This window comes from Streptomyces cinnamoneus, from assembly GCF_014650495.1.
Lineage (GTDB): Bacteria > Actinomycetota > Actinomycetes > Streptomycetales > Streptomycetaceae > Streptomyces > Streptomyces cinnamoneus.
Genome location: NZ_BMVB01000004.1, coordinates 318,146 through 334,428, shown reverse-complemented (window position 1 = coordinate 334,428; position 16,283 = coordinate 318,146). Strand labels below are relative to the sequence as shown.

General features: G+C 71.7%; 14 protein-coding genes and 1 pseudogene. 9 read left to right on the top strand and 6 right to left on the bottom strand.

Features of this window, described 5'->3' with window-relative positions; genetic code table 11:
- Nucleotides 1–13: 13 nt before the first annotated feature.
- Nucleotides 14–1,246: an MFS transporter gene (locus IE182_RS08555; RefSeq protein WP_190109056.1), complete on the top strand. Its 1,233-nt coding sequence runs from the start codon at nucleotides 14–16 to the stop codon at nucleotides 1,244–1,246.
- 15 nt (nucleotides 1,247–1,261) lie between these two features.
- Here IE182_RS08555 and IE182_RS08550 read toward each other — a convergent pair whose 3' ends face one another.
- On the bottom strand, nucleotides 1,262–2,074 hold the full coding sequence (locus IE182_RS08550; protein WP_190109055.1) for a hypothetical protein: 813 nt from the start codon (nucleotides 2,072–2,074) through the stop codon (nucleotides 1,262–1,264).
- Nucleotides 2,075–2,284: 210 nt separating this feature from the next.
- On the opposite strand from IE182_RS08550, the gene IE182_RS08545 reads away from it, so the two are divergent.
- Together IE182_RS08545 and IE182_RS08540 are read left to right on the top strand one after the other, a co-directional pair.
- On the top strand, nucleotides 2,285–3,664 hold the full coding sequence (locus tag IE182_RS08545; protein ID WP_190109054.1) for a uracil-xanthine permease family protein: 1,380 nt from the start codon (nucleotides 2,285–2,287) through the stop codon (nucleotides 3,662–3,664).
- Nucleotides 3,665–3,758: 94 nt separating this feature from the next.
- Complete coding sequence (locus tag IE182_RS08540) at nucleotides 3,759–4,451, top strand: DUF5995 family protein (protein WP_190109053.1); 693 nt, start codon at nucleotides 3,759–3,761, stop codon at nucleotides 4,449–4,451.
- Between the two features lie 55 nt (nucleotides 4,452–4,506).
- On the opposite strand, the gene IE182_RS08535 is transcribed toward IE182_RS08540, so the two are convergent.
- A complete protein-coding gene (locus tag IE182_RS08535) occupies nucleotides 4,507–6,213 on the bottom strand; it encodes a flavin monoamine oxidase family protein (protein ID WP_190109052.1) in 1,707 nt (568 codons plus the stop codon).
- Between the two features lie 56 nt (nucleotides 6,214–6,269).
- On the bottom strand, nucleotides 6,270–7,070 hold the full coding sequence (locus tag IE182_RS08530) for a carbon-nitrogen hydrolase family protein (protein ID WP_190109051.1): 801 nt from the start codon (nucleotides 7,068–7,070) through the stop codon (nucleotides 6,270–6,272).
- A 630-nt stretch (nucleotides 7,071–7,700) separates the two neighbouring features.
- Here IE182_RS08530 and IE182_RS08525 point away from each other — a divergent pair.
- From IE182_RS08525 to IE182_RS08500, 6 genes are all read left to right on the top strand, one after another.
- A complete protein-coding gene (locus IE182_RS08525; RefSeq protein WP_190109050.1) occupies nucleotides 7,701–8,399 on the top strand; it encodes an HAD-IA family hydrolase in 699 nt (232 codons plus the stop codon).
- Complete coding sequence (rpe, locus tag IE182_RS08520) at nucleotides 8,362–9,057, top strand: ribulose-phosphate 3-epimerase (RefSeq protein WP_190109049.1); 696 nt, start codon at nucleotides 8,362–8,364, stop codon at nucleotides 9,055–9,057. The genes IE182_RS08525 and rpe overlap by 38 nt, the downstream gene beginning before the upstream one ends.
- A 144-nt stretch (nucleotides 9,058–9,201) precedes the next feature.
- Nucleotides 9,202–10,035 carry a mycofactocin-coupled SDR family oxidoreductase gene (locus IE182_RS08515; protein WP_190109048.1) on the top strand — a complete coding sequence of 278 codons (834 nt, stop codon included), beginning with the start codon at nucleotides 9,202–9,204 and terminating at the stop codon, nucleotides 10,033–10,035.
- Between the two features lie 2 nt (nucleotides 10,036–10,037).
- The gene (gene tal / locus IE182_RS08510; protein ID WP_190109047.1) at nucleotides 10,038–11,192 is read left to right on the top strand and encodes a transaldolase; all 1,155 of its coding nucleotides are present in this window, start codon (nucleotides 10,038–10,040) and stop codon (nucleotides 11,190–11,192) included.
- Complete coding sequence (locus tag IE182_RS08505) at nucleotides 11,189–12,436, top strand: MFS transporter (protein ID WP_190109046.1); 1,248 nt, start codon at nucleotides 11,189–11,191, stop codon at nucleotides 12,434–12,436. Before tal ends, IE182_RS08505 begins: the two co-directional genes overlap by 4 nt.
- Before the next feature lie 23 nt (nucleotides 12,437–12,459).
- Nucleotides 12,460–12,756 carry an antibiotic biosynthesis monooxygenase family protein gene (locus IE182_RS08500; protein ID WP_190109045.1) on the top strand — a complete coding sequence of 99 codons (297 nt, stop codon included), beginning with the start codon at nucleotides 12,460–12,462 and terminating at the stop codon, nucleotides 12,754–12,756.
- Nucleotides 12,757–12,759: 3 nt separating this feature from the next.
- Here the strand turns inward: IE182_RS08500 and IE182_RS08495 are convergent, their stop codons facing one another.
- The 3 genes and pseudogenes from IE182_RS08495 to IE182_RS08485 all read right to left on the bottom strand — a co-directional run.
- Nucleotides 12,760–13,215, bottom strand: a complete 456-nt coding sequence (locus IE182_RS08495) for an Lrp/AsnC family transcriptional regulator (RefSeq protein ID WP_126913291.1) — start codon at nucleotides 13,213–13,215, stop codon at nucleotides 12,760–12,762.
- A 98-nt stretch (nucleotides 13,216–13,313) separates the two neighbouring features.
- The gene (locus IE182_RS08490) at nucleotides 13,314–13,880 is read right to left on the bottom strand and encodes a GNAT family N-acetyltransferase (RefSeq protein WP_190109044.1); all 567 of its coding nucleotides are present in this window, start codon (nucleotides 13,878–13,880) and stop codon (nucleotides 13,314–13,316) included.
- 660 nt (nucleotides 13,881–14,540) lie between these two features.
- Nucleotides 14,541–16,058, bottom strand: a pseudogene (locus tag IE182_RS08485) (amino acid permease); the annotation flags it as partial.
- Nucleotides 16,059–16,283 lie beyond the last annotated feature (225 nt).

The following is a 16,283-nucleotide window of genomic DNA, read 5'->3' as shown; positions in this document are numbered from 1 at the left end:
GGTGAGGAGAGGCATGGACAGGAGCACCGACCCCACACAATCCCGCGTGCGCCGGGCCTGGTTCGCGATCGCCGCGGTCTTCGCCGTGCACGGCGCCGTCAGCGGCAACCTCGCCACCCGCATCCCCTGGATCCAGGAGCACACCGGCATCGGCCCCGGCGGGCTCGGCATCGCCCTGGCCTGCCCCGCGATCGGCGCGGCACTGACGATGCCGCTCGCGGGACGGGTGACCCACCGCTTCGGTTCGCGGACGGCGCTGCGGCTGCTGATCGCCCTGCTCAGCGCGTCGCTCGCGCTGCCCGCCCTGTGTCCCGGGCCCGCCGCCCTGTGCGGGGCGATGGGCCTGTACGGCGCAGCGTCCGGCATGGCCGACGTCGCGATGAACGCGCTGGGGGTGCAGACCGAGGAGCGGCTGGGCCGCTCGATCATGTCGGGGCTGCACGGCATGTGGAGCGTCGGCACGCTCGTCGGCTCGGCGGTGGGCACGCTCGCCGCACACGCCGGCACCGACGCCCGGATCCACCTGGGACTCGCGGCGGCGGCGCTGGTGCCGGCGGGGGTGCTCGTCTGCCGCTGGGTCCTCGACCTGCGTCCCGAAGCCGACGCGGACGCACCGGCCCGGTTCGCCCTGCCGCCGCGGACGGTGCTGGCCATCGGGGCGGTGGGATTCTGCGCGGTCTTCGCCGAGGGGGCGAGCCTGGACTGGTCGGCCGTCTACCTCCGCGACGTCCTCGGCTCCGACCCCGGGGTGGCCGCGGCGTGCACCACCGCCTTCTCCTGCACGATGGCCGTGGCCCGGCTGACGGGTGACGCGGCGGTGCGCCGGTTCGGTCCGGTGCGGACGGTACGGACGGGGGGCGTGCTGGCGGCCGGCGGCGGGCTACTGGTGGTCTCGGCCCAGGGGGCCGTGCAGGCCATCGGCGGGTTCGCGCTCATGGGGCTCGGCATCGCCGTCGTCGTCCCGCTGACCTTCGCCGCGGCGGGCCGCAGCGACCGGGACCCCAGCCGGGCGATCGCGGGCGTGGCGACCATCACCTACACCTCGTGGCTGGTGGCGCCGGCCGTGCTCGGGCAGATCGCGGACGCCACGTCGCTCGTGGTGTCCTTCGGAGTGGTGACCGTGCTGGCGGCGGGGCTCACGGCGGGGGCCGGAATGCTGCGGGCCCCGGCCCCACCGGACGCCGCCGCGGGCCGTGTACCGGACCCGGAGGGGTCGGCCACGGCCCGCGGTGGAGGGGAACCGTAGGTCAGGCGCAGCAGGTCAGATCACAATCGCCCAGCCGTGACCGCCGCCACCGTGGTGCCCGTTGTGGCCGCAGTCGCGGTCGTGGTCGTTGCGGTCCCACTTGTCGTCGCAGTCCCTCTTGTGGTGCCCGCCGCCCCAGCGGTCGTGGTCGTCGTGGCCGCCCCAGCTGTCGTGGCTGTTGCCCCAGCTGTCGTGGCCACCCCAGCCGCCGTTGCCGCCCCAGCCGCCGTGGCCGCCGTGGCCGCCGTGGCCGCCGTGGCCGCCCCAGCCGCCCCACCAGTCATTGTTCTTCCACTTGCCGATCCAGATGCCGTTCCAGCCCCAGTTGCCCCAACCGCCCCAGTTGTCGTGGTGGCTGTAGCTGCTGTGACGGTAGTGGCTGTGGCTGTGGCCACGGTCGCAGTCGCGGTCCCGGTCGCGGCCGTGGTCGCGGCCGTGGTCGCAGTCACGGTCGCGGTCGCGGTCGCGCCCGTGGTCGCAGTCGCGGTCCCGGTCACGGTCCTTGCGGCCGTGGTCGCAGTCGCGGTCCTTGTCCCGGTCGCGGTCCCGGTCCTTGCGGCCGTGGTCGCAGTCACGGTCCTTGTCCCGGTCACGGTCCCGGTCGCGGTCCTTGTCCCGGTCCTTGCGGTTGTGGTCGCGGCCCTTGTCGCGGCCCTTGTCCTTGTCCCGGTGACCCTTGTCCCGGTCGCCGTCGTGGTCGTCGTCCCAGGTCCACGCCTGGTTGCCGGACGCGACCTGCGGGGCGGCCTGGGCCACTCCGGCGACCGGAACAATGGTGGCGCCGGCGAGGATCGCGGCGGCCGCGGTGCGGCCGACGAGCTTGCGCATGTGTGTCTCCTGAATTGCAGGAAATCGGACACCGGATGCATACCTCGCATGAACCGATAAACATCTGACGAGCGTGGCCATACAGCCCTACGAGGTGTTTATTGCGCCGATCGCAGCAACACCCCAGGGCACCGCACAGTGGCCGGAGGCCGCTCCGGGCCCGCTTAGCATGGTCCGGATCACCACTTCCCCCTGAACGTTTGGAGCACCATGGGCCTCGGCGTGCGCTGGACCCTGCACGGCGACGGGCGCACCCCCGCCCCCGGGGCCGTCGTCAGACCGGACGAGCGGCTCTCGTGGCCACGGACCGCGGGCCTGGGCGCCCAGCACGTGGTGGCCATGTTCGGCGCCTCGTTCGTGGCGCCGGTCCTCATGGGGCTGGACCCCAACCTCGCGATCATGATGTCGGGCGTCGCGACGGCCATCTTCCTGCTGGCCACCCGCGGCCGCGTGCCCAGCTACCTGGGGTGCAGCCTCTCCTTCGTCGGCGTCGCCGCGATCATCCGGGGGCAGGGCGGCGACAGTGCGGCCGTCACGGGGGCGATCCTCGTGGTCGGCGTGGCGCTCTTCCTGAGCGGTCTGGCCGTGCGGAAGTTCGGTGCGCGGATCATCCACGCGACGATGCCGCCGGTGGTGACCGGTGCGGTCGTCATGCTGATCGGCTTCAACCTGGCGCCGGTGACCGCGCGCACCTACTGGCCGCAGGACCAGTGGACGGCGCTGCTGACGATGCTGTTCACGGGGCTCGCGGTGGTGTGCCTGCGCGGGTTCTGGTCCCGCGTGGCGATCTTCCTCGGTCTCGTCTTCGGCTACGCCCTCTCCTGGGTCCTCGACCGGGTCTTCGGGAAGATCCACTCCGTGCACGGCGGCACCGAGGCGGTCGACCACTGGCGGCTGGACCTCTCCGCGGTGGGCAAGGCGGACTGGATCGGCCTGCCCTCGCTGCACGCCCCGAGCTTCGGCTGGTCGGCGGCGCTGGTGGCGTTGCCGGTGGTGATCGCACTGATCGCGGAGAACGCCGGGCACGTCAAGGCGGTCGGCGAGATGACCGGCGACCCGCTGGACGACCAGCTGGGCACCGCGATCGCGGCGGACGGCGCGGCCACGGTGCTCTCCACCGCGGTCGGAGGCCCCGCCAACACCACGTACTCCGAGAACATCGGCGTCATGGCGGCCACCCGGGTCTACTCCACCGCCGCCTACTGGGCCGCCGCCGGCTTCGCCCTGCTGTTCGGCCTGTGCCCGAAGTTCGGCGCGGTCGTGGCCGCCATCCCGGGCGGCGTCCTGGGCGGCATCACCGTGATCCTCTACGGCATGATCGGCCTGCTCGGCGCGCAGATCTGGGTGCACAACAAGGTCGACCTGCGCAATCCGCTGAACCTCGTGCCGGTCGCAGCCGGCATCATCATCGGCATCGGCGGCGTGAGCCTGAGGATCAGCGACACCTTCGAGCTGAGCGGCATCGCCCTGGGCACCATCGTGGTGATCACCGGCTACCACGCGCTGCGCGCCCTGGCCCCGGCCCACCTCAAGGAGCAGGAGCCCCTGCTGGACGCCGGCACCAGCGGCTACGACGACGACAGAGCGTGACGCTCCCACGGAGAGCACGGGCTTCGTTCACCCGTACTGGTTAACTATCCGACACTTTCGCCTACGCTCCGTGTTCATCTGTCACTCTGTGCGTATGACGATGACGCGGGCGCAGCCGGCGATGCCTGCCGGTATCGACTGGGTCCTGGCGCGCATGCGGGGCCTGGAGGCCGCCCTGCCCCCGCGGGACGGAGTGGCTGTCTTCAACCGGGTGTACCTCACCGTCACCGAGGAGGTCGGCCACCGGGTGTCCGCCGGCGCCTTCCGGAACCGGCGGGCGGCGGCCGAGCTCGACGTGCGCTTCGCCAAGCGCTATCTGCACGCCGTCGACCAGGCGTCCAAGGGCCGCCGGCCGCCGGCCTGCTGGCGGCCGCTGTTCCAGCTGCGGGGCCACCCTGCCGTGCAGCCCCTGCAGTTCGCGCTGGCGGGGATCAACGCCCACATCGGACACGACCTGGCCCTGGCCCTGACCGACACGTGCCGGGCGCTGGGCACCGAGCCGCGCGCCCTGGAGGGCGACTTCCACCGGATCGGCGAGGTGCTCGTCACCATGGAGGAGCGGATCCGCGAGGAGCTGATGCCGGGGCCGGATCTGCTCGACGTCGCCGACCCGCTGACGCATCTCGTCGGCTCCTGGACCCTGGAGGCCGCGCGGAACGCCGCCTGGGCCTCGTTCCGCGCGCTGTGGGCCATACGGGAGCTGCCCGATCTGACGGAGGAACTCGTCGACCGCGTCGACGCCAGCGTCGGGATGATCGGGCGTTGCCTGCTCACACCGCTGGGCTGACGCGCACCCCTGTACGCGTCAGCCCAGCAGTCCTGTCGCCCCCGGTCCCGCCGCCTCAGTCCTCCGGCAGCTCGACGGGCGCGATCTCGTCGTAGACGTCGCCCGGACCGGGGTTGGTGGCGTCGGTGGTGCCACCGAACTGGTGCATCACGCCCCACACCGCGTTGAGCGCGGTCTGCACCGCACCCTCGGCCCAGCCGGCCGTCCAGGAGATGTCGTCACCGGCGAGGAAGATGCCGCGCTTGTCCTCGGGCAGACGGTCCTGCATGAAGTGGGTGAACAGCCGCCGCTGGTAGCGGTAGTGACCCGGCAGGTTGGCCTTGAACGCGCCCATGAAGTAGGGCTCGTTCTCCCAGGAGACCGTCACCGGGTTGCCGATGATGTGCTTGCGGATGTCGACCTTGGGGTAGATCTCGCCGAGCGACTTGAGCATGACCTCCAGGCGCTCGTTCGCCGACAGCGGCAGCCACTTGAGGCTGTCGTCGCACCAGGTGTAGGAGAGGCAGATGACGGCGGGCTTGTCCGGCCCGTCGTCCAGCAGGTAGGTGCCGCGCGTCATCCGGTCGGTGAGCGTCATCGACATGACGTCCCGGCCCGTCTCCTCGTCCTTGTCCAGCCAGAAGGGCCGGTCCACGGGCACGAAGAGCTTCGACGACTCCATGTAGTGCGTGCGCTCCATCGCCGTCCAGTGGTCGATGGGGAACAGCGTGTCGTCACAGGCGATCTTCGACAGCAGCATCCAGGACTGCGCGGTGAAGATGGCCGCCTTGAACGTACGGATGTCGCCGGAGGCGTCGGTGACGGTGATGCGGTTGCCGGCCGTGCGGTGCAGGCGGGTCACGGCCGGGCGGGGCGTGCCGTCGTGCAGCGAGGACAGCGAGGTGCCCTGCGCCCAGTGCACGATCTTCTCCGGCTCGCGCTCCCACAGGCGCAGCGGCAGCTGCTGGCTGCCGCCGACGATGCCGCGGTGGTGGTCGTCGGCCTCGGTGTAGACGACGCGGAGGATCTCCAGGATGGAGTTGGGGAAGTCGGTGTCCCAGCCGCCGGTGCCGAAGCCGACCTGGCCGAAGATCTCGCGGTGCCGGAAGGACTTGAACGCCTCCGACTCGCAGAGGAAGCCGTAGAAGGTCTGGTTGTCGAGCTTCTCGACCAGCTTCGCCCAGATCTCGCGGATGCGCGGCACGTCGCGCTCGCGCATGGCGCGGTTCATGTCGGAGAAGTCCGCGCCCTCCTCCAGGCAGGCGTTCCACGCCTGGGCGACGTCGCGGTAGACCTGCGGCAGGTCGTCGATCGTCTCGGCGTAGTGGGACTCGCCCTTGAGGTCGACGACCGTGGAGGGGGTGTCGGGCGCGAGCGGGTTGGGGAACGGCTTGGTCTCCAGGCCCACCAGGTCGATGTAGTGCTGGAAGGCGGTGGAGGACGGCGGGAAGCGCATCGCGCCCATCTCGGCCGTCAGGTCGCCCTCGCAGCCCTCGAAGCCGACGGTGCGCAGCCGGCCGCCGATCTGGTCGGCCTCGTAGACGACGGGCTTGAGGCCCATCTTCATCAGCTCGTAGGCGGCGATGATGCCCGACAGGCCGCCGCCGATGACGGCGACCTCGGTGCCGTGCTCGGTGGCCGGTATCTGGCCGAGGCCCGCCGGGTGGGCGAGGAAGTCGTCGTAGGCGAAGGGGAAGTCCGGGCCGAACATCGTGATGGGCGGCTCGACGGGCTGGACCTGCTCGCGCTCGTCGTGGACGGCGGTGGGCACCGTGGACGTCATCGGCTGGACTCTCCTACTGGCAGGGGGGTGGGGCAGGGGCGGGCGGGGGCCCGTGGTCAGGTGAGCGAGGCGTACAGCGCGGGGCGGCGGTCGCTCAGGTAGGTGTTCTCGGCGCGGGACGCCGCGAGCAGCCCGGGGTCGACGTCGGCGACGATCAGGTCCTCGCCGGCGCCGGCCCGGGCCCGTACCGTCCCGTCGGGGGCGGCCAGGCAGGACAGGCCCGCGAAGGTGAAGTCCCCTTCGTCGCCGCAGCGGTTGGCGTACGCGATGTAGAGCTGGCTCTCCCAGGCGCGCGCGGGGACGATCGTCTGCGGGACGATCTCGTAGGGCCGCATCAGCGCGGTCGGCGCGAGCAGCAGCTCGGTGCCGGCCAGCGCGTGGGCCCGTACCGTCTCCGGGAACTCGACGTCGTAGCAGATGAGCAGGCCGAGGCGGATGCCGTCGAGGTCCGCCTGGACGAGGAGCTCGGACCCGGGCGTGAAGTACGTCGTCTCGTACGCGCCGAAGAGGTGCGTCTTGCGGTAGTTGGCCAGGCGGGTGCCGTCCGGGCCGATGACCTGGAGCGAGTTGAAGATCGTTTCGCCGTCGCGCTCGGGGTAGCCGTAGCCGATGGCCAGGCCGTGCTCGGCGGCGATCCGTGCGACGGCGTCCGCGGACGGGCCCGTGGCGGGCTCGGCGAGGTCGCGGACGGCGGCGTCGAGGGCGTACCCCGTCAGGTACAGCTCATTGGTGAGCAGCAGCCGGACGCCGGCGGCGGCGGCCCGGCGGGCGGCGGAGGCCAGGGCGTCCAGGGTGGCCGCGGTCGAGGAGGGAACGCCGCTGGGGCCTTGGTACAGCGCGATGCGCAGCGGCGTCATACGTCCTCTTCGGCTGATGGGGCGGGGGTGTCAGACACGCGTTCGTGTAAACGAGTCGACGGTACGGTCCGGGCTCCGGGCCGGACAAGGCACCGACGTTGCGTGCAGATGGGCGATTCGTTGCGCCTTTTCCCGCCTTCGCGGTGATTCGTTGCGTGGCGATACTGCCGGGTAGGGAACGACTCCCCTACGTGGCGCTCCAGGCCCCCGCCGCACCCCGGCCCCGCCCTCCGCAGAGCGGAGCCGGGCCCCGCGGAATCGAGGGGCTCCCCCTCCCCGGCCGCCCCTCCGTCCACCCCGTGGCCAGAACACGCCGAAGGGTGACCACCCTCTTCCTCCCCACCGCCCGATCGCCCGGTCGCCCGACCTGCGCGCATGGACGTCCGACTAGGGCATGCCGCCCCGTAAGGCTAGGTTCCGTTTCGGTCAACTCCATTCTGCCGACCGGCACTTCACCGATGTGATCAACAGATGCGTGTACAGTACTTCGAAGACGACGACCATCGGCCGATTCCCCCCACCTCACCGATTCCGCAGCCGTCGGCACACAGAATGCGCCGACGAATTCCCCTGCCGCGCGCAGTGCGCGCACGTCTTTCGTCCGGAGCCCTGCGCCCAGGAAGTTGGCTCATGAACTCCTCGTACAGTGCGATGCTTCTCGACCTCGACGGGACACTCGTCGATTCGTATCCCGACGCCGAGCAGTGCTGGGGCGAATGGGCCGAGTCCGTGGGGGTCGGCGACCGTTTCGACCTCGCCCGCTACTACGGCCAGAAGCGCCACGACATCGTGCGCGACCTGCTGCCCCACCTCAGCGAGGAGGAGATCGCCGCGCACGCCGAGCACGTGCGGCTGGCCGAGCGGGAGTACACCTCCCGCGTCGTCGCCCTGCCCGGGGCGCTGCGCCTGCTGTCGGCGCTGCCGCCCGCCCGCTGGGCCATCGTGACCTCGAACGACACCGAGGTGGCGAAAGCCCGGCTGACCAGCGCCGGGCTGCCCGTTCCCGAGGTGCTCGTCAGCGCCGACGACGTCGGGCACCCCAAGCCGCACCCCGAGGGCTTCCTGCTGGCCGCACAGCGGCTCGGCGTCGCCCCGTCCACCGCGCTCGGGGTCGACGACTCACCCATCGGGCTCGCCGCCGCACGAGCCGCCGGCATGACGGCGCTCGCCGTCCGCTTCCGGCACGACGACGCGTCCCTGCGGGACGCCGACGCCATCGCGGACAACGTCGGAGACATCTCGGTGCACCTTGCAAACGACAAACTCGTCGTGGAAATCACCGGAGGAGATCTTGGCCATTCGAATAGCCCCCAGTATTCTCGCCGCTGACTTCACCCGTCTGGCCGAAGAGGCCGACGCGGTCGCGGACGCGGCCGACATGCTGCACGTCGACGTCATGGACAACCACTTCGTCCCGAATCTCACGGTCGGACTTCCGGTGGTCGAATCCCTGGTCAAGAACGTGCGTTTACCGCTCGACCTTCATTTGGGAATTGCCGCACCGGATCTGCACGCCCCGCGCTATGCGGAGGCCGGCGCGGGCAGTGTGACCATCCACGCCGAGGCGACCATCACCCCGGTGCGGACCCTCCGGGCGATCAGGGCCACCGGGGCGCAGGCGGGCCTCGCGCTCAACCCGGCGACCCCCCTGGAGCCCTACGCCGAGCTGCTCGGCGAGGTCGACACCCTTTTGATCATGACCGTCGAGCCCGGATTCGGCAGCCAGGAGCTGCTCGACTACGTCCTCGCCAAGGTCCGGCGGGCCCGGGCCGCCGTCGACCGGCACCGCGGTTTCGGCCGGGACGTGCCCCTGTGGCTGCAGGTCGACGGGGGCGTCAACGAGCGCACCATCGCCCGCTGCGCCGAGGCGGGGGCGGATGCCTTCGTGGCCGGTTCCGCGGTGTACGCCGCCGCCGATCCCGGCGAGGCCGTGCGCGCCCTGCGCGCCACGGCGGAGGCCGCCCGCTGCCGGCCGGCCGCGGTCTGACCCGGCGCCGGCGCACTCCCCACGGCCCCTCGTCCGGGGCGCTGCCGTGTCGTCGCTTTGTCTCCCGTACTCCAGCACTCCAGCACTCAGCACCACACGCCGTGCGTACCACCTTTGCCGTACACACTGACGAAAGGGCTGTTCATGGGCCGCGTAGCAGGAAAGGTTGTCTTCATCACGGGGGCTGCCCGGGGGCAGGGCCGCTCCCATGCCGTCCGGCTTGCGGAGGAGGGCGCGCACATCGTGGCCTCCGACATCTGCGAAGAGGTCGGCTCCACGCACTACACGCTGGCGACCTCCGACGACCTCAAGGAGACGGCCAGGCTCGTCGAGGCGCGCGGCGGGCAGATCCTCACCTGCAGCGCCGACGTGCGGGTGCCGGAGCAGCTGGACGCCGTCGTTTCCGAGGCCCTCGGCCGGTTCGGGCACATCGACGTGGTCTGCGCCAATGCGGGCATCGGCTCGCTCGGCCGGGCCTGGGAGCTGTCCGACAAGCAGTGGCACGACATGATCGACGTCAATCTGACCGGCGCCTGGAACACGGTGAAGGCCGTGATCCCGCACATGATCGAGGCCGGTCGCGGCGGCTCGATCATCTTCACCAACTCGGTCGCCGGCTTCCTCGGCCGCCCCAACATGGCCCACTACGCCGCTTCCAAGCACGGCCTCGTCGGCCTCATGCGCTCGCTCGCCAACGAGCTGGCCCCCCACTACATCCGCGTCAACAGCATCCACCCGGGCAACGTCGACACCGACATGGTGCAGAACGTCACCGGCCGCCGCCTGCTCCTGCCGGACGTGGCCGACCCCACCCGCGAGGAGTTCGCCGCGGCGGCCGCCGAGCTGAGCGTCATACCCGTGCCCTGGGTGGAGTCCGTCGACGTCAGCAACGCCGTGCTGTGGCTGGCGTCCGACGAGGCCCGCTACGTCACCGGCGCCACCCTCCCCGTCGACGCCGGCGCCTCCATCAAGGCATGACGATGACCGGAACACCGACATCCGAAGCCCTGCGCCGGCTCGCCGGGCACGGCGTCTCGATCTGGCTCGACGACCTCAGCCGGGCACGCATCACCTCGGGAAACCTGGCCGAGGCGGTGCGCGACCGGCACGTCGTGGGCGTCACCACCAACCCGACCATCTTCCAGAAGGCCATCGCCGCCGGCCTCGACAGCGGCTACGAGGCGCAGCTGCGCGACCTCGCCCTGCGCGAGGTGAGCGCCGACGAGGCCGTGCGCGCCCTCACCACGGCCGACGTACGGGACGCCGCCGACGTGCTGCGCCCGGTGTACGAGCGCTCCGGCGGGCACGACGGGCGGATCTCCATCGAGGTGGACCCCCGGCTGGCGCACCGCACGGCGGCGACGGTGGCCGAGGCCCGGCAGCTGTGGTGGATGGTGGACCGGCCCAACGTCCTCATCAAGATCCCCGCCACCCGCGCCGGGCTGCCCGCCATCACCCGGGCCGTGGCGGAGGGCATCAGCGTCAACGTCACCCTGATCTTCTCCCTGGACCGCTACCGGGCCGTCATGGACGCGTGGATGAGCGGGCTGGAACAGGCCCGCGACGCCGGCCGGGACCTGTCGGCGATCGAGTCGGTGGCCTCGTTCTTCGTCTCCCGGCTCGACACGGAGACCGACGACCGGCTCACGGCCCTGGGCACCGACCGGGCGGCGGCCCTGCGCGGCCGGGCGGGCCTGGCCAACGCCCGGCTGGCGTACCGGGCCTACGAGGAGGCCGTGGCGAGCCCCCGCTGGCGGGCCCTGGAGGCGGCGGGCGCCAACCCGCAGCGCCCCCTGTGGACCTCCACCAGCACCAAGAACCCCGCCTATCCCGACACCTACTACACGGCCGGTCTCATCACGGCCGGCACGGTGAACACCCTGCCCGAGGACGCGCTCGACGCGTTCGCCGACCACGGCGAGGTCCTCGGCGACACCGTGCGCGGCGGCTACGACCGGGCCGAGGAGGACTTCCGGGCGCTGGCCAAGGAGGGCATCGACTACGACGACGTCGTGCAGGTGCTGGAGGACGAGGGCGTGGCGAAGTTCGAGGAGTCCTGGCGGATCCTGCTCGACAGCGTCGCCGCGGCGCTGGACCGGCTCGGGGGGTCGGGCGAGGAGCCGCTGCCCGGATGACCTCGCTCGCCTCGCGCACCGCCGGGGCGCAGGGCAGGGCCTCGCGGGCCTTCGTCCTGCGCATCGGGCTGGCCTACCTGGGGCTCTACAGCACCGTGCTGGCCGCCGCCCTGGTCACGCTGGCCCTGCGCATCGGGGAGGTCGACCCCGCGCACAAGGAGGTCGGCCTCGCCGTGGTGTCCAGCCTCGGTGCGCTGGTCGCCCTCTTCGCGAACCCGCTGTTCGGACGGCTGTCCGACCGGACGACCTCCCGGTTCGGGCGGCGGCGGCCGTGGCTGGTCGGCGGCGTGCTGGGCGGGGCGGCCGGCCTGGCGGTGGTGGCCCTGGTGCCCTCGCTGCCCGCCATCGCCGCCGGCTGGTGCTTCGCCCAGCTGTCGTTCAACGCGACCATCGCCGCGCTGGCCGCGACCATCCCCGAGCAGGTGCCGGTCGAGCAGCGCGGCCTGGTCTCGGGCGTGGCCGGCTTCAGCCAGCGCCTGGCGGTCCCGGTGGGCTCCGCGGCGGCGGCCCTGCTGGCGGGCAGCGCGGCGGTGTTCCTGCTGCCCGCGGCGGTGGCGGTGGCGGTGGTGGTGCTCTTCGCCGTCACCCTGCCGGACCGCCCGGCACCGCCGGGTCGGCCGCCGTTCACGGCACGGGAGTTCTGGGGCAGCTTCTGGACCGATCCGCGCAGCCACCCCGACTTCGGCTGGGTGTGGGTGACCCGCTTCCTCACCTACTTCGCCGCCGTGGCCCCCGCCCCGTACCTCGCCTTCTATCTCTCCGACCGGCTCGGCACGAGCCGGGCCTCACTGGCCGCCACCGTGGCGCTGCTGACCACCATGAACTACGGCCTGAGCGCCCTGACCTCGGCGCTGGGCGGCTGGTACTCCGACCGCATCGGTCGTCGCAAGCCCTTCGTCACCGGCGCCGCCCTGCTGCTGACGGCCGGCCTCGGCGTCCTCGCCGCGGCCGACGGCCTGCCCCTGGTCTACGTCGCCCAGGCCCTGCTCGGCATCGGCTCCGGCCTGTACTTCGCCGTCGACATGGCCCTGTCGACGCAGGTGCTGCCCGACTCCGCGACGGTCGCCAAGGACCTGGGCGTCATCAACAGCGCCGATGTGCTCCCCCAGGTCGTCGGCCCCGCCCTCGCCCCCCTGCTGCTGGGCATCGGCGACGGCTCGAACTACACCGCTCTGTACGTGTTCACCATGGTCTTCGGCGTCGCCGGGGCCATGACGGTCACCCGCGTCAGAGGCGTCCGCTGACGCCCCTCCCCCAGGAGAACGACATGATCTACGAGTACGCCTACCTCAGTGTGGCCCCCGGCCGGGAGAAGGAGTTCGAGCAGGCCGTGCTGGCCGGCAGCCCCATACTGGCCTCGGCCGACGGCTGCACGTCCGTCGACCTGTACCCGGACGTGGAGACGCCCGGCTCCTACCTGCTGCGGATCGGCTGGCAGACGCTGGAGAAGCACCTCGTCGACTTCCCCGCGAGCCAGCAGGCGTCCGAGTGGGCCGCCGCGATCGAGCACTTCCTCGTCGGGGAGCCCGTCCTGCGGCACTTCGACGCCACGGCCCTGACCTAGAAGCTAGGAGGGGGCACCGGAGCTGAAGCGGCGCAGCAGGGGCGAGAGGACCAGCACCGACTTGGTGCGCTCGACGAACGGCTCGCCGGCGATGCGCTCCAGGACGCGCTCGAAGTGGCGCATGTCCGAGGCGAAGATCTGCACGATGGCGTCGGCCTCACCGGTGACGGTGGAGGCCGAGGCCACCTCCGGGTACCGCGACAGTCCCCGGTGGATGGCCTCGGGCGAGGTGTTGCGGCGGCAGTAGAGCTCGATGAACCCCTCCGTCTCCCAGCCGAGCGCCGCCGGGTCCACGCGGACGGTGAACCCGGTGATGGCACCCTCGGCGCGGAGCCTGTCCACACGCCGTTTCACGGCGGGCGCGGACAGGCCGATCTCCGCGCCGATGTCGGCGTAGGAGCGCCTGGCGTCCTCGGCCAGGGCATGCACGATGCGTTCGTCGAGCTCATTCAATCGCACGGCGGGTGGATCACTTTTCTACGGGTAACCAGCTGCTGCTACCAGCAGTAGATCACGCCACCGGCCGTGCCCCCGACCCGAACGCCCGTGCACCGCCCTCAACTGCCGAGGGCGGTGCACATGGCGGGGGGCCCGGGGAAGTCCTCGGGGAGCGCGTCCATCAGGACCTCGTCGACGTACTGGCCGAGCCAGTGCCCGGACTTGCGGAAACGTCCGGTGGGCCGGAACCCGGCTTTCTCGAAGGCGGTGATGCCGGCGCGGTTGGGTTCCAGGACCCGCAGCCACACCGCCCGCAGGGCTCCCAGATGGAAGGCCCAGTCCAGGGTCAGGCGGGTCGCCTCCTCGGCGAAGCGCTTGCCGCGCTGGGCGGGGGCGACGACGATGCCGAACTCGGCCCGGCGTTCGCCGGGGTCGATGTGCAGCGTGGTCAGGGCGATGGACTGCTTGTCCTTGAGGCGGACGACCTCGAACCGCACGTGGTCGCGGTCGTCGAGCTGCCGGTCCCACTCGTCGGCACGGGCCTCCCACGGCCGGGGAAAGCGACTCCCGGCACCGAGGACGGTGCCGGGGTCGCATTCCCATCTGTGGTACTCGGTCAGCAGCTCGTCCCTGGGCATGCCCAGGGCGAGCCGGTCGCCGGTCAGCAGGAGGTGGGGACTGCTCATCCGATGTGATCCCTTCCCGTCTGCCGGGTCCCCGGACGGCGGACCCGGCAGGCAGGGATCATAGGGGCGGCGGGAAGAAGATCACTTCTTCTCACCGGCGTCGGCGGCCTCGGCGGCCTCCGTCGCGGGCTTCTCCTCCGCGGTGTCACCGGCCTCGGCGGCGGACTTCGCCTCCGCCTTCTCCGCCGGCTCGGCGTCGGCCTTCTTCTCGGCCTCGGCGCCGGTGGCGGCGGCCGGTGCGGCCTCCGCCGGCGCGGCCGTCGCGGACTCCGCCGGGGCGGCGGCCTTGTCCGCATTCTTCTCGGCGGTCTTGTCCGCGGGCTTCTCGGCGGCCTTCTCGCCGGCCTCCGCCTTCGGCGTGGAGGCGTCCTTCGCCTCTGCCGGGGCAGCGGCCTTCGCGGTGGCCTTCTTGCCGCGCGCCTTCTTCTGCGGCTTCGGCCGGCCCTTGCCGGCGGCCTTCGTACCGGGCGTGACCTCGGATCCGGCCGTGTTCTCCGCCGTCTCGGCCTTCTCCGCGGGGGCGGCGGCCTTCTTGGCCGTCCCGGCCCCGGCCTTCGCCCCGGCCTTGGCAGCGGTCTTCACACCGGCCTTGGTCCCGGCCTTCGCGACGGCCTTGGCGCCCGCCTTCGCGGCCGCCGGCTCCGTCGCCGGGGTGGCCCCGGCCGCACCCTCGGTGGCCAGACGCGAGCTGCGCATGCCGTAGGCGAAGTAGATCAGCAGGCCCAGGAGCATCCAGGCGCCGAAGACCTCCCAGGTGATGACGTCCAGGCTCATCATCATGTAGACGCACATCGCGAAGCCCAGGACCGGGAAGATCATCCCGAGCGGAACCTGCGTGCCACCCACCGGGATGCGCACACCCGAAAGCGGTACCCGGAAGCTGCGGTGCATGTCGGGACGGGTGAAGCGCAGCACGATGACGGCGACGTTCACCAGGGCGAAGGCGAAGAGCGTGCCGATGCTGGTGGCGTCGGCGAGCTGGCCGAGCGGGACGGCGGCGGCCAGGACGCCGCAGAACAGCGAGACGATCACGGTGTTCGCCATCGGCACGCCCTTGCGGTTGACCTTGGCGAAGGTCTTGGGGACCAGACCGTCGCGGGACATCGCGAAGAGGATGCGGGTCTGGCCGTAGAGGACGGTCAGGACGACGCTGGCGATGGCGATGACGGCGCCGGCGGCGAGCAGCACGGCCCAGAAGCTCTGGCCGGTGACGTCCTTCATGATGCCGGCGAGCGCGGCCTCGGAGCCCTCGAAGTCACCCCACGGCATGGCGCCCACGGCGACGGCGGCCACCAGCACGTACAGCACCGTGACGATCAGCAGCGACAGCATGATCGCCTTGGGCAGGTCCTTCTTCGGGTTCTTGGCCTCCTCACCGGCGGTGGAGGCGGCGTCGAAGCCGATGTACGAGAAGAACAGCGTGGCGCCCGCGGCGCTGACGCCGCCGAGGCCCAGCGGCATGAAGGGGGCGTAGTTGCCGGCGCGGATGCCGGTGAAGGCCACGGCGCAGAAGAGCAGCAGGGCCACGATCTTCACGCCGACCATGATCGTGTTGGCGCGGGCGCTCTCCTTGGCGCCGCCGATCAGGAAGGCCATGCACAGCAGCACGACGAGCAGGGCGGGCAGGTTGAAGATGCCGCCGTCGGTGCCCGGCGGGTTGGCCAGGGCGTCCGGGATGGTGACGCCGATGGTGCCGTCGAGCAGCTCGTTGAGGTACTGGCCCCAGCCGACGGCCACGGCCGCGACGGAGACGCCGTACTCCAGGATCAGGCACCAGCCGCAGACCCAGGCGATGATCTCGCCGAGGGTGGCGTAGGCGTACGAGTACGAGGAGCCGGAGACCGGGATGGTGCCGGCGAGCTCGGCGTAGGACAGCGCCGAGAACAGCGCGGTGATGCCGGCGAGCACGAAGGAGATCACGACGGCCGGGCCGGCGCTGGGGACGGCCTCGCCGAGCACGACGAAGATGCCGGTGCCGAGCGTGGCGCCGATGCTGATCATGGTCAGCTGCCACATGCCGAGCGAGCGGCGCAGGCTGCCGCCCTCGCCCTGGCCGCCCTCGGCGACCAGGCGCTCGACGGGCTTGCGGCGCATCAGGCGGGCGCCGAAGCCGGTGGCGGGCAGCCGGGAGGGCTGCTTGTCACCGGTGACTGGGGGCGCAGTGCCTTGGTCCAACACGGGGTTGCTCCGTTCATGACTGCCGGTCGGGGGTACCGGTCCGGAGGCGGCGGTCCGCGGCAGTACCCGGGGCGCGCCGACATGGCAGAGCAAACCCGTAGCGAGGGGTACCGCCGAGCAAGCGGTACCCGCCACTCCACGTTCTGCGCAGACCCTACGAGGTCAGGGCCCGCGCTCGTAATGCACCATTCTTGCGTATGACCGGTGGATCATTGCGTCCGGGGG